The following is a 19,659-nucleotide window of genomic DNA, read 5'->3' as shown; positions in this document are numbered from 1 at the left end:
TTACCCTTTGTTGTTAATTACAGCCGGCGCCAGTATCTGAACCACCAGCACCAAAACCCACGTAACGATCAGCGGCATGAATACCGCTTTCAAAACAGCCAACGCCACCACCAACAACACCAGCATCGCTAATACCTTGAAGGCTTCGCCGAAAGCGAACGACCAGGCTACTCGGCCCTTCGCTGGTGTATGTACCTGGTGACGCCAGGCAAATATCATAAACAACACATTAGGCAGTAACACTGCCAATCCTCCACACAACGCGGAGATGCCCCAGAAAGGGTCTTTGAGGCTAAACAGCAATCCACTTGCTATTACAACCAGAAGCTGTGTGAGCAAAAGCTTACGAGCAACGTTTCGACTCAAGAGCGACATAGACATCACGTTTTTACTCCTGCTCCCTTCGAGGTATGCCGCGTGTCGTATAAAACGTTCTTTATGGCTTAGAGTCAAGCATCAAAAAGCGGACAAATTATACGGTGCGCCTTCGTGATTTCAAACAATAAGTAGCTAAAAAGTGAATAAATGTTTAAATATTTTTCGCTGCCCCACATTTATTACTTTTAGGCAAACTGTGAACGATCATGCAAAACTGCAAATACCGCGAAAACACTGGCGTCAAAGCGTGCACCAGATCACATATTGAACATATTCACCTTCGCATAATTTATTTACGTGGCAATTGATGCCTTTTCATCTTTTTGATATTTAAGCGTAAAAATAGCCACTATTTCAAAAACAACGCCTAACAACAAAAAAACCGCTCATTGACATTTATAATAAAAAATTAACACGAACGGTGATTCTTACGTTCTATTTTTAGCAGACTGATATTTTCACAGCTGACTTGTTTCGCTTTTAACAAAAAACGGTACGTTATAGTTATGATGCAAAACCGTAAGGCACTAGTGAAATGTAACGACATTTAACCACACTATTACCTATGACTTTTAACACCTGAAAAGCCGTTTTTTCTCTATTTTTTTTGATAAAAATTAAATTTTGTTTGGCTTAATAACCACCAAATGACGTTCACCATCCAACTGCGGAACGCGTAATTTTTCGACGGACTCAACGCTGAATTCTGCTGGCAGCGAATCAATTTCATCTGCAGGCAACTGCCCTTTTAGCGCATAAAAACGCCCATTCTGGCCCGGCAAATGGTGACACCAGCTAACCATATCATTGAGTGAAGCGAAAGCACGGCTAATCACCCCATCAAACGGCGGTTCTGAAGGAAATTCTTCAACACGGCTTTGCACTGGAGTGATGTTAGTAAGCGCAAGCTCATGCTGCACCTGACGCAAGAAACGAACACGTTTTCCCAGGCTATCGAGCAGTGTGAAATGCGCTTCTGGGCGCACGATAGAAAGCGGAATTCCCGGCAGGCCCGGTCCCGTACCTACATCGATAAAACGCTCACCCTTCAGATACGGTGCAACGACAATGCTGTCCAGAATATGGCGTACCAGCATTTCGTTGGGATCCCGCACCGACGTCAGGTTGTACGCTTTGTTCCATTTGTGCAGCATATCGACATACGCAATCAGCTGATTTTTCTGGTGATCGGTAAGAGAAATACCGGCATCAGCCAGCAGACGAGAGAGTTTGTTGAGCACGGTCGTTACCTGTTAATAATCAAATGCCCGATGCGCTTTCGCTTATCGGGCCTACAAATTCGTACGGCGGGCAAGCGAAGCGCCCCCGCCAAAATAGTGTTATCAAGCGCTGCGGCGCAGCATACCTTGTTTTTTCAGCCATACCAGCAGAATGGAGATGGCGGCAGGCGTTATGCCGGAAATACGCGATGCCTGACCGATCGAGACGGGTTTGTGATCGTTCAGCTTAGCGATAACTTCATTCGACAAGCCAGAAACCTGGCGATAATCCAGCGTTGCAGGCAACAGGGTGTTTTCATTGCGTTGTTGTCTTTCAATTTCTTCCAGCTGACGGGCAATATACCCTTCGTATTTCACCTGAATCTCAACCTGTTCTGCGGCCTGAGCATCATCAAGCGCGGGTGCGAACGCAGATAAAGAGGTCAACTGAGCATAGGTCATATCCGGGCGACGCAGCAGATCTTCACCGCTCGCTTCACGTGACAGAGGTGTAGCCAGGTGAGCATTCACTTCTGCTGCGGACTCCGCTAACGGATTCACCCAGGTTGATTTAAGACGTTGGCGTTCCTGTTCGATACGCTCCAGTTTCTCGTTGAAGCGAGCCCAGCGCTCATCGTCCACCAGACCCAGTTCACGACCAATTTCGGTCAGACGCAGGTCGGCGTTATCTTCACGCAGCATCAAACGGTATTCAGCGCGAGATGTGAACATACGGTACGGTTCTTTGGTACCCAGCGTACACAGGTCGTCCACCAGCACGCCAAGATAAGCCTGATCGCGACGCGGTGCCCACCCCTCTTTTTCAGCAGACAAACGCGCGGCGTTCAGACCAGCCAGCATGCCTTGTGCGGCGGCTTCTTCATAACCAGTTGTACCGTTAATCTGGCCCGCAAAGAACAGACCCTGGATGAATTTGCTTTCCAGAGTAGGTTTTAGATCACGCGGATCGAAGAAATCATACTCAATCGCGTAGCCAGGGCGGACGATTCTGGCATTTTCCATCCCCTGCATGGAGCGGACAATTTGCATCTGCACATCGAACGGCAGGCTGGTGGAGATGCCATTCGGGTAAATTTCGTTAGAGGTCAGCCCTTCCGGTTCGAGGAAGATCTGATGCTGGTTACGATCGGCAAAGCGCATCACTTTATCTTCGATCGACGGGCAGTAGCGTGGGCCGATACCTTCGATCACGCCAGCGTACATTGGGCTACGATCGAGGTTATTGCGGATCACGTCATGGGTTTTCTCATTGGTATGCGTGATGTAACACGGCATCTGGCGCGGATGTTGAGAAGCATCGCCCAAGAATGAGAAGACCGGCATCGGGTTATCGCTGTTTTGCTGGCCGAGCACGCTGAAATCAATCGTGCGCGCATCGATACGCGGCGGTGTACCGGTTTTCAGGCGGCTGACGCGCAGCGGCAGTTCACGCAGACGGCGTGACAGCGGGATGGACGGCGGATCGCCAGCGCGGCCACCGCTGTAGTTATCCAGACCAATATGAATTTTGCCGTCGAGGAAAGTCCCCACGGTTAATACGACCGCTTTGGCACGGAACTTTAGTCCCATTTGGGTTACTGCACCCACAACGCGATCGTTTTCGACAATCAGATCTTCAACCGCCTGCTGGAAGATCATCAGGTTGGGTTGATTCTCCAGCGCAGTGCGTACCGCCTGGCGATAGAGCACACGATCGGCCTGAGCTCGGGTAGCGCGAACGGCTGGCCCTTTGCTTGCGTTTAGTATCCTAAACTGGATACCCGCGTGGTCGATCGCTTTTGCCATCAACCCACCAAGCGCATCCACTTCTTTTACCAGGTGTCCCTTCCCAATACCGCCGATCGCCGGGTTGCAGCTCATCTGCCCCAGAGTGTCGATATTGTGTGTCAAAAGCAGAGTCTGTTGACCCATTCGCGCCGCGGCCATTGCGGCCTCGGTGCCTGCATGACCCCCGCCAATGATGATGACGTCAAAAGGATCCTGATAAAACATGGTAATTGCCTCGCATAACGCGGTGTGAAAATGGATTGAAGCCCGGGCCGTGGATTCTACTCAACTTTAGTCGATGGAGAAAGACCTGGGATCCTGGGTATTAAAAAGAAGATCTTTTTATTTAGAGATCTGTTTTATTGTGATCTCTTATTAGGATCGCACCTTTCTGTGGATAAGGACGATCCTTTAAGTAAGATCAACAGGTTGCTGAGGATCATTAGCTGTGAATGATCGGTGATCCTGGTCCGTATAAGCTGGGATCAGAATGAAGGGTTATACACAACTCAAAAACTGAACAACGGTTGTTCTTGGGATAACTACCGGTTGATCCAAGCTTTTAACCAGAGTTATCCACATAAAAAAGTACGATCTTTACAAATCTCTGAGCAACGGATGCCACGATCCCAGCCAAATTTCAGCCGGATCTTCCGGAATTTCATGTTCCAGTACGTTGATCCTGAGTGTTTCGCCGATCTGTTTTGCCCCACAGGCCTTCAATTCGGCTTCCAGCTTGTCGATAGCGCCGCAAAAGGTGTCATATTCACGACTGCCTATCCCGATTGCACCAAAGCGCACTTGTGACAGGTCCGGCTTTTGCTCGCGTAACGCATCATATAAAGGCTGTAGGTTGTCAGGAATATCTCCCGCACCGTGCGTGGAGCTGATAATCAGCCAGATCCCGTCAGTCGGAACCTCTTCAAGCATTGGCCCATGCAGTATTTCGCTGGAAAAACCGGCGTCGTCCAGCTTTTCAGCCAGATGCTCTGCTACATATTCCGCACTGCCAAGCGTACTACCGCTGATAAGAGTGATGTCTGCCATGATTGCCCACCTTTATAAAGAGGGCGTATTGTACGCTGTGAGCGAGCTGGGATCTACCTGTGGAAAAATAGGGGATTAAAAAAAACGATCATGGCTTGATGGTACGCATGATCGGGTTTTGCAGGACGATCAGGGTTTCAGTGGACTGAATTTCGTCAATTGTTTGGATCTTGTTGATAAGTACCTGCTGCAATGCGTCGATCGACTTGCACATCACCTTAATAAAGATGCTGTAGTGCCCGGTGGTGTAATACGCTTCGGTCACTTCATCGAGGCTTTCCAGTCTGGCCAGCGCTGACGGATAGTCTTTCGCACTTTTCAGGATGATGCCGATAAAGCAGCCGACGTCATAACCCAATTGTTTGGGACTGACATCAATCCGCGCGCCGGTAATAATCCCTGCCTGCTTCATCTTTTCTACGCGAACGTGAATTGTTCCTGGGCTGACGCCGAACTGTTTGGCTAATTCTGCGTAGGCGGTACGAGCATTTTCCATTAAGGCGTCAAGAATGCCGCGGTCCAGATTGTCGATCTGATAATTTTCCATAGGTTTTTCTTATGTAGATTAATGATTCCCTCTATTTTAGACGTAATTTTTAACGAATCAAAACCGAAGTCGGCTTTTTGTTTGTTGATTATTGAATATTACCTCCATTCTGTTGCTTAATCATAGGCAACAGGACACAGGAGTACACATAATGAAAACCGCTTACATTGCCAAACAACGTCAAATTAGCTTCGTAAAATCTCATTTTTCTCGCCAGCTGGAAGAGCGTTTAGGCCTGATCGAAGTTCAGGCGCCGATCCTCAGCCGCGTTGGAGATGGCACGCAGGATAACTTGTCGGGCTGTGAAAAAGCGGTGCAGGTGAAGGTTAAAGCATTGCCAGACGCTCAATTCGAAGTGGTTCATTCACTGGCGAAGTGGAAGCGTCAAACGTTAGGACAACACGACTTTAGCGCAGGCGAGGGGCTGTACACGCACATGAAAGCCCTGCGTCCCGATGAAGATCGCCTCTCCCCGCTGCACTCAGTGTACGTTGACCAGTGGGACTGGGAGCGCGTGATGGGCGACGGTGAGCGTCAATTCTCCACTCTGAAAAGCACGGTAGAGGCTATCTGGGCGGGAATTAAGGCCACCGAAGCTGCGGTTAGCAAAGAGTTTGGTCTGGCACCGTTCCTGCCAGAGCAGATCCACTTTGTTCATAGCCAGGAGCTGTTATCTCGTTATCCGGATCTTGATGCAAAAGGTCGTGAACGTGCGATCGCTAAAGAGCTGGGTGCGGTATTCCTGGTGGGGATCGGCGGCAAGCTCAGCGACGGTCACCGTCATGACGTACGTGCGCCGGATTATGATGACTGGAGTTCAGCGTCCGAGCTGGGTCATGCCGGTCTGAACGGTGATATTCTGGTCTGGAACCCGGTTCTGGAAGATGCGTTTGAGCTGTCTTCTATGGGGATCCGTGTGGATGCTGACGCCCTGAAACACCAGCTGTCTCTGACCGGTGATGAAGATCGCCTGAGTCTGGAGTGGCACCAGGCGCTGCTGCGCGGTGAAATGCCGCAGACAATTGGTGGCGGCATTGGGCAGTCGCGTCTGACCATGCTGTTGCTGCAATTACCGCACATTGGTCAGGTTCAGTGTGGCGTATGGCCGGCCCAGGTTCGTGAAAGCGTCGCTTCTCTGCTGTAACAATTAACGCCGCCAGCGTCTGAGCAGGCGGCTTCGCATCCCGGTATCAAAGCGCCAGATATGATCGAAAATGCGCATGATGCCGGGTTTGCCATGTGCTGACATCGCTACCGCATGAAAACGGTGCTGGTGCACCCGCTGTAATTCTCCCACTTTGCTGACTACTTCATCGGGCAATCGCTGAGCGATAAAATCTGAGATAACCACCGCATCGGCATCAAACCATTCCCGACCCTGCATGCGCTCAATTATGGCGCGAAAACAGCTGGCAATATCAGTGCCGCCACGAAAGCGCTGACTTAAAAAGCGGATCGCCTGCTCGATGCCCTCCGGACCGGAAAGCTCATAGCGCACCACTTCTGTTGAAAACAGCATAATGAAACAGCGCCGGTTATCGGCAAGGGCAACGCGCATTAGCGCCAGGCAAAAGGCTTTCGCACACTGCTCATTAAATCCGCCCATCGATCCCGAGGTATCAACGCAGACGATAAAAGGCCCGCGCGGCTGCTCGTCAAAATCCTGATGCACCACCGGACGTTCCGTTACTTTCTCACGCCATGCTTCGCCGTGCAGGCGGTAGGTGAGCAGTTGCTTTTCCACCAGCCGTCGGTAGAACTCGTATTCCAGTTCGGTAATGCCCAGCGTGGCCAGCTCTGGCGGTAGCAGGCGCAGGATATCGTCACTTTGCTGGATGCCATCCACCTGCTCCGGGACGGTTGCAGGTTCGCGCACCAGCGTACGGAAGGTTTCCATTGGCGCATCTTTACGCGGCACGGATTTCGCCTCTCTGGAACGACCTAACTGTTCGGCCAGGCGCTGGAGTTCGGGTTGTTGCGTCAGAAATTCGCCGTATTTCACCATCAACTGATAATCACCGCGCTTGATTTGGCCCGCGCTCATATCCCACAACCGGCCTGCTGCGTTGTCATTTTCTGCCAGTACAGGTTCCAGTTGCCCGCTGAGGGTCATCCGTTCTTGTACTTCACTGAGCAAATGCTCGCGCTCTTCTTCCAGCAGTTGCTGATTCAGCGTTGTGGTTTGCACCACCAGGCTCAGGCGCCAGCGCTGGAGAAAAAGCGTATGTAGGGCGGGCGTAAAGGTGCTGTTGTCATTGACCAGTTGCTGCGCTTGCCCGGCCCACGGCGAATGGAGGCGGTGCAATAGCGATAATATTTGCGGTAGCTGAACGATAAACTGCGCATGAGAGAGGAGCTGGCTTTGTTGATAGCACATAACCTCCTCCATCAGCTCCGGCGGTACATGGGTATCTTTGAGGCGGCTACGCAATGATTCACGCCAGCGGGGAATGTCGTCAGTGATCGCTTTTTTAAGGCGAGGAAATTTTTTAAAAAATACCACCATCTTTGGGGAAGCCAGCAGGGCGACGATCATCTCTTCGATCATCGCCTCTTCGCTGACTGCCAGCATGATGTTGAGCGTATCAAGGGTCAGCATTGTTGCGCCTGGCGGATTTGCGCCCCGACATCCTGCAGGCTGGCCTCAATGCGGCCTAACCAGTCGCTATGAATAAACAGGCATTTTTGCTGTTCGCTGAATGCGCTGTGCTGCTGATGCCACTCGTTATCGAGCACCTCAAGCTCCTGTTTTATCTCTGCGGGCATACTCTCTTGCGAAGCACCCGGCAGCGCCAGGCGAGAACCTTGTAAACTGACATCGCGCACAACCAGATGCTGTGCGCTATCGACTTCCATATTCAGCGTTTGGGCAAAGCCTATTCCGTTTAGTTTTCCGCGGATCTCACCGCCTTTTGTTAGCCACAGTTCCAGTGCGCCACGTTCGAAAGCTATATGGATAACCTCCATATCATGCAGTTTTAAAGGCTTTTGCAGCAGTAATGTCACGACAGAAGACGAGGCTTCTGGCGGTAAATCATAATGAGGACGACGGCTGAACATTCCGCCCTGGCGGATCACCGTGAACGCCGTTTTGTCGCTTTGCTGCTGCTGGAGCTGAATGCGGCGCTGCACAATGCTGCCCAGGCGCGTCAGCATGGCTTGCTGTTGCCAGGCGTGTCCGGTCATCAATATTTCAAGCTGTTGTTGCATCAGATTCAGGCTTTGTGCGTCGTACCACAGGCAATCTTTCAGCAGGATCAGGTCGATAGGTACTACCGCATCGCGTCCGCTAAAGAAAGCACTGGCCTGGAGTAAGCGGATCGCTTTTTTCCAGCGACGATCGGACACATAAGGTGCATTCGGTAACACGTCCAACTGCTGGCGCAGCGTGAAAATGAGCTCAAACACGCGATCGGGAAGCTTGATCGCACTAATGTCTTTTTGCCACTGGTGATACTCTTCATCCGTCACCTGCAATGATGCCGGGACCGGATTGTCGCTTTCATCCTGCTGACTTAACAGCATGGAGCGGAAATTGGCCTTGTCCTGAACTTTATCCAGCCACAGACGAATCAGCATACGGTCGTACAGCGCTTCCAGGCTGCTGTCGGCTTCAGGCAGTTCGTTGGAAGCAGCCACCAGCAGACGCATCGGAATTTTTTCTTCATACGCGCCGTTACGGAAATGACGTTCGTTAATGGCGGTCAACAGGGTGTTAAGAATTGCCGGGCCTGCTTTCCAGATTTCATCGAGAAAAACGATTTCAGCTTCAGGAAGATAGCCCGCCGTTAAGCGTTCATAGCGACCTTCGTCTTTTAACGCCTGAATGGACAGCGGACCAAACACCTCTTCGGGCGTAGAGAAGCGCGTCATCAGGTATTCAAAAGCGCGTGCGTTTTGGAAGGCAAACTTCAGTCGGCGGGCAATTAAGCTTTTTGCGATCCCCGGGGGGCCTAATAAGAAAACGCTCTCGCCGCTGAGTGCTGCCAGCAGACACAGACGAATGGCGTGGCTACGTTCATAAAGTCCCTTTTCCAGCGCATTGCTCAGACGGGAAATTCTTTCCGCTAATAAATGTGGGTGAGCCATAATGAAGTGGCGTCCTTTCGCCAAATGTACTGCATAAACTGCGAGTATAGATGCTTCACACCATTGCAGTAATAGACTGAAGGTGCGCTTATTTTTCTTTGAGCCAGATTAATCTGGTCTCATTTAGGGGTACGATTTTGTGATTAATCGTGCATACTGTGCGCCTTTTTGTGGGCCAAGGGACGACGCACACATTTCTTATATATACACCAAATCAATCAAGCTGCACCAAGGCGGCAATGGAGTTTTCTTCTGGGATGGGGGGAATAACGAATGCAGCCCACACGGAGTGGCTTGAAAGATGATGTGTATAAACGAAAGACGAGTCTATGAGCACTGATAATAAACAATCATTGTCTGCGATTACCCTTGCGGCCATTGGGGTTGTCTACGGTGATATTGGTACCAGCCCACTTTATACGCTTCGTGAATGTTTGTCCGGCCAGTTTGGTTTTGGCGTTGAACGTGATGCCGTATTTGGTTTTCTCTCGCTGATTTTCTGGCTGCTGATCTTTGTTGTCTCCATTAAATACCTGACGTTTGTCATGCGCGCAGATAACGCCGGAGAAGGCGGGATCCTGACGCTGATGTCATTGGCCGGGCGCAATACCTCGGCGCGAACAACCTCCATGCTGGTCATTATGGGATTGATAGGCGGCAGCTTCTTTTATGGTGAAGTGGTGATTACGCCAGCCATTTCGGTGATGTCTGCGATTGAAGGTCTAGAGATAGTTGCCCCGCAACTGGATACCTGGATTGTTCCGCTCTCAATAATTGTGCTGACCCTGCTGTTTTTGATTCAAAAACACGGTACCGGTATGGTCGGTAAGCTGTTTGCGCCGATTATGCTGCTATGGTTCCTGACGCTCGCGGTATTAGGCGTGCGCAGTATTATTGGCAATCCGGAAGTACTGCAGGCGCTCAATCCGTATTGGGCGGTGCATTTCTTCCTCGAATTTAAAACGCTGTCCTTTATCGCGCTGGGTGCGGTGGTGCTGTCGATTACCGGTGTTGAAGCGCTGTATGCGGATATGGGCCACTTCGGTAAATTGCCGATTCGTCTGGCATGGTTTTCCGTGGTATTGCCTTCACTGGTGCTGAACTATTTTGGGCAGGGCGCGTTGCTGTTAAAGCATCCCGAAGCGATCAAAAACCCGTTTTTCCTGCTGGCGCCGGACTGGGCATTAATTCCATTGTTGATCCTCGCCGCGCTGGCAACGGTCATCGCCTCTCAGGCGGTTATCTCCGGCGTCTTCTCGCTGACGCGTCAGGCCGTACGTCTGGGGTATTTATCGCCGATGCGTATCATCCATACCTCGGAAATGGAATCGGGCCAGATTTACATTCCTTTCGTTAACTGGATGCTCTATTTTGCGGTAGTTATCGTGATAGTGAGCTTTGAACACTCCAGTAACCTTGCTGCTGCGTATGGGATTGCGGTAACGGGGACGATGGTACTGACTTCAATTCTGTCGACCACCGTGGCGCGCAAAAACTGGCACTGGAATAAATACTTCGTCTTCCTGATCCTGGTGGCGTTCTTGTGCGTCGATGTTCCGCTGTTCTCCGCGAACCTCGATAAGCTTATTTCCGGCGGTTGGCTGCCTCTGACGCTGGGTCTGGTGATGTTCACCATCATGACCACCTGGAAAAGCGAACGCTTCCGTCTGCTGCGTCGCATGCATGAGCACGGTAACTCTCTGGAGGCGATGATTGCTTCTCTGGAGAAATCGCCACCGGTACGCGTGCCGGGAACGGCGGTGTATATGTCCCGCGCACTGAACGTCATCCCGTTTGCACTTCTGCATAACCTCAAGCATAACAAGGTGCTGCATGAGCGCGTTATTCTGCTGACGCTGCGCACGGAAGATGCGCCCTATGTTCACAACGTGCGTAGAGTGCAGATTGAGCAGTTATCGCCCACCTTCTGGCGCGTGGTGGCCAGCTACGGTTGGCGCGAAACGCCGAACGTGGAGGAAGTGTTCCATCGCTGCGGTCTGGAAGGCTTAAGTTGTCGGATGATGGAAACGTCCTTCTTCATGTCGCATGAGTCGTTGATTGTTGGCAAGCGGCCATGGTACCTGCGTCTGCGCGGCAAGCTGTATCTGCTGCTACAGCGCAACGCGCTGCGCGCGCCGGACCAGTTTGAAATCCCACCGAACCGGGTTATTGAGCTTGGTACTCAGGTAGAGATTTAATCTCATCGACGCCCTCTTTCATCGCGAAAGGGGGCGTTTTGTTTTGCCCCTCTCAGTTTTCATTTCATCGAATGATAATCCTTGCGAAACGTTTCGATGGCGATCACATTTTCGTAACGTCGCGGTGGTTTTCTGTCCACTCTTCGCACTACACTTATCTCCAGCGAAACGTTTCGCTAGTGGGGAAAGAAAATGAAGAAAGGCACTGTACTCAACTCTGAAATTTCAACGGTGATCTCCCGTCTGGGGCATACCGATACGCTGGTGGTGTGTGATGCAGGTTTACCCATCCCGAACAGCACAACGCGTATTGATATGGCATTAACCCAGGGCATACCTTCTTTTATGCAGGTACTGGATGTGGTCACACGTGAAATGCAGGTCGAGGCGGCCATTCTCGCGTCGGAAATTAAACAACATAATCCGCAACTCCACGAAACGTTGCTCAGCCACATTGAGCAACTGCAACAACACCAGGGAAACACCATAGAAATTCGTTACACCACGCATGAACAATTCAAAAAACAAACCGCAGACAGTCAGGCGGTAATTCGCAGCGGAGAATGTTCTCCGTATGCGAATATCATTCTCTGTGCTGGCGTCACGTTCTGAGGCCATCATGAACGCATTACTGCAACTTAAAGGGATCGATAAAGCGTTCCCGGGCGTAAAAGCGCTATCCGGCGCCGCGTTGAATGTCTACCCTGGCCGCGTAATGGCGCTGGTGGGCGAAAATGGCGCGGGCAAATCTACCATGATGAAAGTGCTGACCGGGATCTATACCCGTGATGCCGGTTCTTTATTGTGGCTGGGGAAAGAGACCACCTTTAACGGCCCAAAATCCTCTCAGGAAGCTGGTATCGGTATCATCCACCAGGAGCTGAACCTGATCCCGCAACTCACTATCGCCGAGAACATTTTTCTTGGCCGTGAGTTTGTGAATCGCTTTGGCAAAATTGACTGGAAGAAGATGTACGCCGAAGCCGATCTGCTGCTCGCCAAACTGAATCTGCGCTTTAAAAGCGACAGACTGGTTGGTGAGCTATCGATTGGCGATCAGCAGATGGTCGAAATTGCCAAAGTGCTGAGCTTTGAATCGAAAGTCATCATTATGGATGAACCGACGGATGCCCTCACCGATACCGAAACCGAATCCCTGTTCCGCGTCATCCGCGAACTGAAATCCCAGGGACGCGGCATTGTCTATATTTCTCACCGTATGAAAGAGATCTTCGAGATTTGCGACGACGTAACCGTCTTCCGCGACGGGCAGTTTATTGCCGAGCGTGAAGTCGCCTCGCTGACTGAAGACTCGCTGATTGAAATGATGGTGGGACGTAAACTGGAAGATCAGTACCCGCGCCTGGAAAAAGCGCCGGGTGATATTCGCCTGAAGGTCGATAACCTGTGTGGCCCTGGCGTAAACGATGTTTCGTTCACGCTGCGTAAAGGCGAGATCCTTGGCGTATCCGGGCTGATGGGGGCCGGACGAACCGAACTGATGAAAGTGTTGTACGGCGCATTGCCGCGCACCAGCGGTTACGTCACGCTTGATGGCCATGAAGTGGTTACCCGTTCGCCGCAGGATGGGTTGGCAAACGGCATCGTCTATATTTCTGAAGACCGTAAACGCGATGGTTTAGTGCTGGGCATGTCGGTGAAAGAGAACATGTCACTGACCGCGCTGCGTTATTTCAGCCGCGCCGGTGGAAGCCTTAAACATAAAGATGAGCAGCAGGCGGTGGGTGATTTTATTCGTCTGTTCAATGTTAAAACACCATCAATGGAACAGGCTATCGGCCTGCTGTCCGGTGGTAACCAGCAGAAAGTGGCGATTGCGCGCGGTCTGATGACGCGGCCAAAAGTGCTGATCCTTGATGAACCAACGCGCGGCGTTGACGTTGGAGCCAAGAAAGAAATCTATCAGCTTATCAACCAGTTTAAGGCTGACGGGCTGAGCATCATTCTGGTCTCCTCTGAGATGCCAGAAGTATTGGGCATGAGCGATCGAATTATCGTTATGCATGAAGGGCATCTCGGCGGTGAGTTCACTCGCGAGCAGGCCACTCAGGAAGTATTAATGGCTGCCGCTGTGGGCAAGCTTAATCGCGTGAATCAGGAGTAAAAAAGATGACTACCCAGGCTGTTTCTGGTCGCCGTTATTTCACTAAAGCATGGCTTCTGGAGCAAAAGTCGCTCATCGCTCTGTTAGTGCTGATCGCGATTGTTTCCACCATGAGCCCTAACTTTTTTACCGTTAATAACCTGTTCAACATTCTCCAGCAAACGTCGGTGAACGCTATCATGGCCGTTGGCATGACGCTGGTTATCCTGACGTCAGGTATCGATCTGTCCGTCGGTTCCTTGCTGGCGCTTACCGGCGCGGTTGCGGCTTCAATTGTAGGGATTGAGGTCAATGCGCTGGTGGCTGTTGCTGCAGCCCTGGCGCTCGGCGCTGCCATTGGTGCAGTCACCGGGGTGATTGTTGCGAAAGGTCGGGTGCAGGCGTTTATTGCAACGCTGGTGATGATGCTGCTGCTGCGCGGCGTGACCATGGTGTACACCAACGGCAGTCCGGTTAATACCGGATTTACTGACAATGCCGATCTGTTTGGCTGGTTTGGTATTGGTCGTCCGTTAGGCATCCCTACGCCAGTGTGGATCATGGGGATTGTCTTCCTCGCGGCGTGGTACATGCTGCACCACACTCGTCTGGGCCGTTATATCTACGCGCTGGGCGGTAACGAAGCGGCAACGCGTTTGTCTGGTATCAGCGTCAGTAAAATCAAAATTATTGTTTACTCACTGTGCGGTCTGCTGGCATCGCTGGCGGGCATCATTGAAGTCGCGCGCCTCTCCTCTGCGCAACCAACAGCAGGTACTGGCTATGAGCTGGATGCGATCGCAGCGGTGGTGTTAGGCGGTACCAGCCTGGCGGGTGGTAAAGGACGTATTGTTGGGACGCTGATCGGCGCATTGATTCTTGGTTTCCTCAATAATGGTTTGAATTTGTTAGGTGTATCCTCCTATTACCAGATGATCGTCAAAGCGGTGGTGATTTTGCTGGCGGTACTGGTAGACAACAAAAAGCAGTAACAACGATTACAGGACATCTTAAATATGAACATGAAAAAACTGGCTACCCTGGTTTCTGCTGTTGCGCTGAGCGCCACCGTGAGCGCGAATGCGATGGCGAAAGATACCATTGCGCTGGTGGTCTCCACCCTCAACAACCCGTTCTTTGTTTCTCTGAAGGATGGGGCGCAAAAAGAGGCGGATAAGCTGGGTTACAACCTGGTGATTCTGGACTCGCAGAATAACCCGGCGAAAGAGCTGGCTAACGTTCAGGACTTAACGGTTCGTGGAACTAAAATTCTGCTGATCAACCCGACTGACTCTGATGCCGTTGGTAATGCTGTGAAGATGGCTAACCAGGCAAAAATTCCGGTTATTACCCTTGACCGTGTTGCCTCCAAAGGCGAAGTGGTAAGCCACATTGCGTCTGATAACGTGTTGGGTGGCAAAATTGCGGGTGATTACATCGCGAAGAAAGCCGGTGAAGGCGCGAAAGTTATCGAACTGCAGGGGATTGCCGGAACTTCAGCGGCGCGTGAGCGTGGTGAAGGTTTCCAGCAGGCCGTTGCGGCACACAAATTTAACGTACTGGCCAGCCAGCCGGCAGACTTCGACCGCACCAAAGGTCTGAACGTCATGCAGAACCTGCTGACCGCGCATCCTGATGTGCAGGCCGTATTTGCCCAGAACGATGAAATGGCGCTGGGTGCGCTGCGCGCACTGCAAACCGCGGGTAAATCTGATGTGATGGTGGTTGGATTTGACGGCACTCCAGATGGCGAAAAAGCAGTAAATGATGGCAAACTGGCTGCGACTATTGCTCAGTTGCCGGATCAGATCGGCGCGAAAGGCGTTGAGACTGCGGATAAAGTCCTGAAAGGCGAGAAGGTTCAGGCTAAATATCCGGTTGACCTGAAGCTGGTCATCAAGCAGTAATACCGATTCAGGTCACTCGCGGCCTGATGGAGACATAAATACGCCATCCCCGTATCTGATTTTGGGGATGAAAGCGTAAAAAGAAAAGCAGGGCACGCGCCACCCTAACCCGGTGGCGCACTTTGACTTGGAACACCAAATATGAAAACCGCAGGCAACCTCGTTGTTCTTGGCAGTATCAATGCCGATCACATCCTTAACCTTAACTCTTTCCCTACACCTGGTGAAACCGTAACTGGTAGCCATTATCAGGTCGCATTTGGCGGTAAAGGCGCGAATCAGGCTGTTGCTGCGGGTCGTAGTGGCGCGAATATCGCATTCATTGCCTGTACGGGCGATGATGATATTGGTGAAAGTGTGCGTAAACAGTTAGCCAAAGATAACATCGATATCGCGCCGATTAGCGTAATTTCGGGGGAATCGACCGGTGTGGCGTTGATTTTTGTGAATGGTGAAGGTGAGAACGTTATCGGCATTCATGCCGGAGCGAACGCAGCTCTTTCGCCAGCGCTGGTGGAAGCGCAGCATGAGCGTATTGCTCAGGCGTCCGCCTTACTTATGCAGTTAGAATCGCCGATCGAAAGCGTACTGACTGCAGCAAAGATTGCACATCAAAATAAGACCATGGTCGCCCTGAACCCGGCACCGGCACGTGAACTTTCTGATGAACTGCTGGCGCTGGTGGATATTATTACCCCGAATGAAACCGAGGCTGAAAAGCTGACGGGGATCCGGGTCGAAAATGATGAAGACGCGGCCAAAGCGGCGCAGGCATTGCACGCTAAAGGTATCCATACTGTACTGATTACTTTAGGTAGTCGCGGTGTGTGGGCCAGCGTTAATGGCGAAGGTCAGCGTGTGCCCGGTTTTAAAGTGGAAGCCGTTGATACTATTGCCGCTGGAGACACCTTTAATGGCGCGTTAATTACAGCGTTGCTGGAAGAGACTCCGCTGCCTGAAGCGATCCGTTTTGCGCATGCCGCTGCGGCGATAGCGGTTACCCGTAAAGGCGCACAGCCTTCCGTTCCGTGGCGCGAAGAAATAGAAGCGTTTTTAAGTCAACAGAGGTAACGCTTGGCTACAATGAAGGACGTCGCCCGCCTGGCGGGTGTTTCCACGTCGACGGTTTCTCACGTCATTAATAAAGATCGCTTTGTCAGTGAGTCCGTCACTGACAAAGTAGAAGCTGCAATTAAAGCGCTGAACTACGCGCCCTCAGCGCTGGCGCGTAGCCTCAAGTTAAACCAGACCCGCACGATTGGCATGTTAATCACTGCCAGTACCAATCCCTTCTATTCTGAACTAGTGCGCGGCGTTGAACGTAGCTGTTTTGAGCGTGGCTACAGTCTGGTGCTGTGCAATACCGAAGGCGATGAACAGCGCATGAACCGTAATCTGGAAACTCTGATGCAAAAACGTGTGGACGGCTTGTTGCTGCTCTGCACCGAAACACATCAGCCTTCCAGAGAGATAATGCAGCGTTATCCTTCTATACCGACCGTGATGATGGACTGGTCGCCTTTTGATGGTGAAAGCGATCTGATTCAGGATAATTCCTTGCTGGGCGGGGATTTAGCCACGCAACATCTTATCGAAAAAGGTTTTACGCGCATTGCCTGCATCACCGGGCCGCTGGATAAAACCCCGGCGCGTTTGCGTCTGGAAGGATATCGGGCAGCAATGAAGCGGGCGGGGTTGCCTGTTCCGGAAGGCTACGAGATTACCGGTGACTTTGAATTCGGCGGCGGCTTTGAAGCTATGCAAACGTTGCTGTCGCATAAACAGCGACCGCAGGCCGTTTTTACAGGCAATGATGCAATGGCAGTTGGCGCGTATCAGGCTCTGTACCAGTCAGGATTGCGCATTCCGCAGGATATGGCTGTGGTGGGTTACGATGATATCGAGCTGGCGCGTTATATGACGCCGCCCCTGACAACCATCCACCAACCAAAAGATGAATTGGGCGAACTGGCCATCGATGTATTAATTCACCGGATGGCGCAGCCCGCATTACAGCAACAGCGTTTGCAGCTTACTCCTGTTCTGATGGAGCGGGGGTCGGTTTAGGTTTGTGCCGATCTTTGATCAGGTTACGTCCATCTTTGGCTTTTAGCAGCATGAACATCAGCGCGGATATTACCGTGATAGCGCCCATCGTCATAAAGGTGTAGTGGAACTGCTCGACCGTATTGGTTCCTTCCATACCTTCATAGATACGCAGAACGGCGGCGCTGATGGCAACCCCTAAACTGATTGATAACTGCTGAGTAACGGCCAATACGCTGTTGCCGCTGCTGGCGTTTTCATCGGTCAGATCCGCCAGAGTGATGGTATTCATTGAAGTAAACTGGGTGGACATCGCCATACCTAAAATGAACAACGGCAGGATTAGCATCCAGACCGGCATGGCAGGAGATTGCAAAGCGAACTGCGCAATCATCAGGCCGATAAATACCGTAACACCCACCAATGTGGTCCTGTAGCCGAGTTTGCGCAGAACCTGCGTCACCATGGATTTTGCCAGAATTGAACCTAACGCTGTTGGCGCCATCATGCAGCCGGCTATCAGAGCCGGATATCCAAATCCTACCTGCAACATCAGCGGCATTAAGAAGGGCACGCAGCCTGTGCCCAGGCGAGTGGCGAGGTTTCCGGCGATCCCAACAGAAAAGGTCCGAGTCTTAAATATCGGAAGCGATATCAGCGGCGTTGGGTGGCGACGCGCATGGCGAATATAGGCGAGTAGTAACAACACACTGGCAAGAATAATACCGAGTGCGACCCAGGTCTCGACAAGCTTCTCACCGAACAATTCAACGCCGCTGGAAAACAACACCAGGCTCAAACCAAACAGAAAGAAACCGGTCATATCAAAACCGCGGCGTGGCGTGGTGAAGTTCGGCATATATTTGCGGGCATAGAAGATACCGGCAATGCCAATTGGAATATTAATCAGGAAGATCCAGTGCCAACTGGCCCATGTAACCAGTACACCGCCCAATACCGGACCTAAAATCGGCCCCACAAGTCCTGGCATGGTGACGAAGTTAAGCACGGGAAGCAGTTCGCTGCGGGGGTAAGCACGCAATAACGCCAGACGGGCAACGGGCATCATCATGGCGCCACCGATTCCCTGAATGACACGGAAAATCACCAGTTCGCTTAGGGAGCTGGACAGCGCACAGGCCAGCGATCCCAATGTAAACAGGCTAACGGCAATCATAAAGACGCGTCGGGTACCAAATCGGTCTGCCAGCCAACCACTTACCGGGATCAGCATCGCGACAGTCAGGGTATAGCTGATAATAGCCGACTGCATGGCGAGTGGAGAGCGGTTAAGACTATGTGCTATTGCGGGTAGGGCGGTATTGAGGATCGTGGCGTCTAGTGCCTGCATAAAAAAGGCCATGGCTGCTATCCACGGTAGCCCGGCCATACTGCGTGATTTCTTTTCTGACATATTATTTATCCGGTAGCACGTTCGGTGCTATCAGCAATGCCTGACAGGCAGCAAAGGCACGATCGCCATCGTTATCATCTATTGCGTCGACAATGGCCTGGTGCAAATCCAGTTTCACCACATCGTTATAGGTAATAGAGGTAAAGTAGGTCTGGTAAACCGAATGGAACAGAGATGCAAAGGAAATAAGGAACGGATTCGCACTCATTTCATAGATGTGCTCATGCCAGGCGATATCAACCTCAATCCAGCGTTCGCGTCTGAAGTTTCTTTTCAGCTCGACCATCTCTTCCATCAGCGTGTTGAGGTGCGCTTTCTGTTCAGCCGTACCTATGGTCGCTGCCAGTAAGCACGCCTGAGGCTCCAGGCTGATACGCATCACCAGAAAATGTTTAATGACCTGCGGGAAATTATCTTCTGTCATCCACCAGGTGAGCAGCTCCTGGTCAAGGAAGTTCCAGTTTGCTTGCGGCATGACGCGTGTACCAATACGTGGGCGCGGTAATACCATACCTTTTGCCGTTAATGTTTTTACTGCTTCTCTTACCGCGGTGCGACTCACGCCAAACTGATCGCCCAGCTCTATTTCGCCAGGCAATATCGCACCCGGCGCGTATTCACCTTTTAATATTCGCTGAGCCAGCTTTTCGGCCAGAACGTAGGACAAGTTTTTCTGTGCGGCTAGCTGTTGGGCATTTAACGGCATGAATGTTCTTCCTTACTCTTTTTCTTATTCATTAGTATGCCACCTGGAAGTGTGATTGCGGCTGCAAAAACGGCAATTTGCTTATTTTATGGCATGTTAATGGTTGTTTTGGTGAAAAAACACGCACTCGGAAAGTTATTTTAAATTTCCCCTTGTCAGCCTGAAATAACTCCCTATAATGCGCCTCCACTGACACGGAACAACGGATTACAAGC

General features: G+C 51.4%; 17 protein-coding genes. 8 read left to right on the top strand and 9 right to left on the bottom strand.

The window, feature by feature from the left end; all coding sequences use genetic code 11:
• The 5 genes from atpI to asnC all read right to left on the bottom strand — a co-directional run bounded on the left by atpI (nucleotide 1) and on the right by asnC (nucleotide 4,980).
• On the bottom strand, nucleotides 1-381 hold the full coding sequence (gene atpI, locus OGX92_RS09495) for a F0F1 ATP synthase subunit I (protein WP_003827019.1): 381 nt from the start codon (nucleotides 379-381) through the stop codon (nucleotides 1-3).
• Nucleotides 382-995: 614 nt separating this feature from the next.
• Nucleotides 996-1,619, bottom strand: a complete 624-nt coding sequence (rsmG, locus tag OGX92_RS09490) for a 16S rRNA (guanine(527)-N(7))-methyltransferase RsmG (protein ID WP_003827017.1) — start codon at nucleotides 1,617-1,619, stop codon at nucleotides 996-998.
• Between the two features lie 102 nt (nucleotides 1,620-1,721).
• Nucleotides 1,722-3,611 (bottom strand): tRNA uridine-5-carboxymethylaminomethyl(34) synthesis enzyme MnmG, encoded by a 1,890-nt coding sequence (gene mnmG / locus OGX92_RS09485; protein ID WP_003827014.1) that lies wholly within the window; start codon nucleotides 3,609-3,611, stop codon nucleotides 1,722-1,724.
• 372 nt (nucleotides 3,612-3,983) lie between these two features.
• Nucleotides 3,984-4,433 carry an FMN-binding protein MioC gene (gene mioC, locus OGX92_RS09480; RefSeq protein ID WP_003827013.1) on the bottom strand — a complete coding sequence of 150 codons (450 nt, stop codon included), beginning with the start codon at nucleotides 4,431-4,433 and terminating at the stop codon, nucleotides 3,984-3,986.
• Between the two features lie 88 nt (nucleotides 4,434-4,521).
• Nucleotides 4,522-4,980 (bottom strand): transcriptional regulator AsnC, encoded by a 459-nt coding sequence (gene asnC, locus OGX92_RS09475; protein ID WP_003023780.1) that lies wholly within the window; start codon nucleotides 4,978-4,980, stop codon nucleotides 4,522-4,524.
• Between the two features lie 151 nt (nucleotides 4,981-5,131).
• On the opposite strand from asnC, the gene asnA reads away from it, so the two are divergent.
• Nucleotides 5,132-6,124, top strand: a complete 993-nt coding sequence (gene asnA / locus OGX92_RS09470) for an aspartate--ammonia ligase (RefSeq protein WP_003827009.1) — start codon at nucleotides 5,132-5,134, stop codon at nucleotides 6,122-6,124.
• A gap of 3 nt (nucleotides 6,125-6,127) precedes the next feature.
• On the opposite strand, the gene viaA is transcribed toward asnA, so the two are convergent.
• Nucleotides 6,128-7,579: an ATPase RavA stimulator ViaA gene (gene viaA, locus OGX92_RS09465; protein WP_003827006.1), complete on the bottom strand. Its 1,452-nt coding sequence runs from the start codon at nucleotides 7,577-7,579 to the stop codon at nucleotides 6,128-6,130.
• Nucleotides 7,573-9,069 carry an ATPase RavA gene (gene ravA, locus OGX92_RS09460; RefSeq protein ID WP_149335700.1) on the bottom strand — a complete coding sequence of 499 codons (1,497 nt, stop codon included), beginning with the start codon at nucleotides 9,067-9,069 and terminating at the stop codon, nucleotides 7,573-7,575. Before ravA ends, viaA begins: the two co-directional genes overlap by 7 nt.
• Before the next feature lie 329 nt (nucleotides 9,070-9,398).
• Between ravA and kup the strand changes: the two genes are divergently transcribed.
• From kup to rbsR, 7 genes are all read left to right on the top strand, one after another.
• Nucleotides 9,399-11,267 (top strand): low affinity potassium transporter Kup, encoded by a 1,869-nt coding sequence (gene kup / locus OGX92_RS09455; RefSeq protein WP_003827003.1) that lies wholly within the window; start codon nucleotides 9,399-9,401, stop codon nucleotides 11,265-11,267.
• 192 nt (nucleotides 11,268-11,459) lie between these two features.
• Nucleotides 11,460-11,879, top strand: coding sequence for a D-ribose pyranase (gene rbsD / locus OGX92_RS09450; protein ID WP_148362643.1), 420 nt, complete (start codon nucleotides 11,460-11,462; stop codon nucleotides 11,877-11,879).
• 7 nt (nucleotides 11,880-11,886) lie between these two features.
• Nucleotides 11,887-13,392, top strand: a complete 1,506-nt coding sequence (gene rbsA, locus OGX92_RS09445; protein WP_003023764.1) for a ribose ABC transporter ATP-binding protein RbsA — start codon at nucleotides 11,887-11,889, stop codon at nucleotides 13,390-13,392.
• A 5-nt stretch (nucleotides 13,393-13,397) separates the two neighbouring features.
• Nucleotides 13,398-14,363, top strand: a complete 966-nt coding sequence (rbsC, locus tag OGX92_RS09440) for a ribose ABC transporter permease (protein ID WP_003826999.1) — start codon at nucleotides 13,398-13,400, stop codon at nucleotides 14,361-14,363.
• 24 nt (nucleotides 14,364-14,387) lie between these two features.
• On the top strand, nucleotides 14,388-15,278 hold the full coding sequence (gene rbsB / locus OGX92_RS09435) for a ribose ABC transporter substrate-binding protein RbsB (protein ID WP_003023760.1): 891 nt from the start codon (nucleotides 14,388-14,390) through the stop codon (nucleotides 15,276-15,278).
• Between the two features lie 141 nt (nucleotides 15,279-15,419).
• Nucleotides 15,420-16,349, top strand: a complete 930-nt coding sequence (gene rbsK, locus OGX92_RS09430) for a ribokinase (protein ID WP_003826997.1) — start codon at nucleotides 15,420-15,422, stop codon at nucleotides 16,347-16,349.
• Nucleotides 16,350-16,352: 3 nt separating this feature from the next.
• Entirely contained in the window at nucleotides 16,353-17,345 is a 993-nt protein-coding gene (gene rbsR, locus OGX92_RS09425) for a ribose operon transcriptional repressor RbsR (RefSeq protein WP_003023757.1), read from the top strand.
• Here rbsR and mdtD read toward each other — a convergent pair.
• Together mdtD and OGX92_RS09415 are read right to left on the bottom strand one after the other, a co-directional pair.
• The gene (gene mdtD, locus OGX92_RS09420; RefSeq protein WP_003826995.1) at nucleotides 17,311-18,738 is read right to left on the bottom strand and encodes a multidrug transporter subunit MdtD; all 1,428 of its coding nucleotides are present in this window, start codon (nucleotides 18,736-18,738) and stop codon (nucleotides 17,311-17,313) included. The genes rbsR and mdtD overlap by 35 nt on opposite strands.
• Nucleotide 18,739: 1 nt before the next feature.
• A complete protein-coding gene (locus OGX92_RS09415) occupies nucleotides 18,740-19,444 on the bottom strand; it encodes a FadR/GntR family transcriptional regulator (protein ID WP_003023753.1) in 705 nt (234 codons plus the stop codon).
• Nucleotides 19,445-19,659 lie beyond the last annotated feature (215 nt).

It is taken from the genome of Citrobacter sp. Cpo089, assembly GCF_030332695.1.
Taxonomy (GTDB): Bacteria; Pseudomonadota; Gammaproteobacteria; order Enterobacterales; family Enterobacteriaceae; genus Citrobacter; species Citrobacter portucalensis.
Note: the sequence above shows the minus strand (reverse complement) of the source record. Positions and strands in the feature narration are given on the sequence as shown.

Coding starts and splice junctions, on each gene's coding strand:
- atpI (WP_003827019.1), bottom strand. CDS start 381: ATGTCTATGTCGCTCTTGAGTCGAAACGTTGCTCGTAAGCTTTTGCTC.
- mnmG (WP_003827014.1), bottom strand. CDS start 3,611: ATGTTTTATCAGGATCCTTTTGACGTCATCATCATTGGCGGGGGTCAT.
- mioC (WP_003827013.1), bottom strand. CDS start 4,433: ATGGCAGACATCACTCTTATCAGCGGTAGTACGCTTGGCAGTGCGGAA.
- asnC (WP_003023780.1), bottom strand. CDS start 4,980: ATGGAAAATTATCAGATCGACAATCTGGACCGCGGCATTCTTGACGCC.
- asnA (WP_003827009.1), top strand. CDS start 5,132: ATGAAAACCGCTTACATTGCCAAACAACGTCAAATTAGCTTCGTAAAA.
- viaA (WP_003827006.1), bottom strand. CDS start 7,579: ATGCTGACCCTTGATACGCTCAACATCATGCTGGCAGTCAGCGAAGAG.
- ravA (WP_149335700.1), bottom strand. CDS start 9,069: ATGGCTCACCCACATTTATTAGCGGAAAGAATTTCCCGTCTGAGCAAT.
- kup (WP_003827003.1), top strand. CDS start 9,399: ATGAGCACTGATAATAAACAATCATTGTCTGCGATTACCCTTGCGGCC.
- rbsD (WP_148362643.1), top strand. CDS start 11,460: ATGAAGAAAGGCACTGTACTCAACTCTGAAATTTCAACGGTGATCTCC.
- rbsA (WP_003023764.1), top strand. CDS start 11,887: ATGAACGCATTACTGCAACTTAAAGGGATCGATAAAGCGTTCCCGGGC.
- rbsC (WP_003826999.1), top strand. CDS start 13,398: ATGACTACCCAGGCTGTTTCTGGTCGCCGTTATTTCACTAAAGCATGG.
- rbsB (WP_003023760.1), top strand. CDS start 14,388: ATGAACATGAAAAAACTGGCTACCCTGGTTTCTGCTGTTGCGCTGAGC.
- rbsK (WP_003826997.1), top strand. CDS start 15,420: ATGAAAACCGCAGGCAACCTCGTTGTTCTTGGCAGTATCAATGCCGAT.
- mdtD (WP_003826995.1), bottom strand. CDS start 18,738: ATGTCAGAAAAGAAATCACGCAGTATGGCCGGGCTACCGTGGATAGCA.
- OGX92_RS09415 (WP_003023753.1), bottom strand. CDS start 19,444: ATGCCGTTAAATGCCCAACAGCTAGCCGCACAGAAAAACTTGTCCTAC.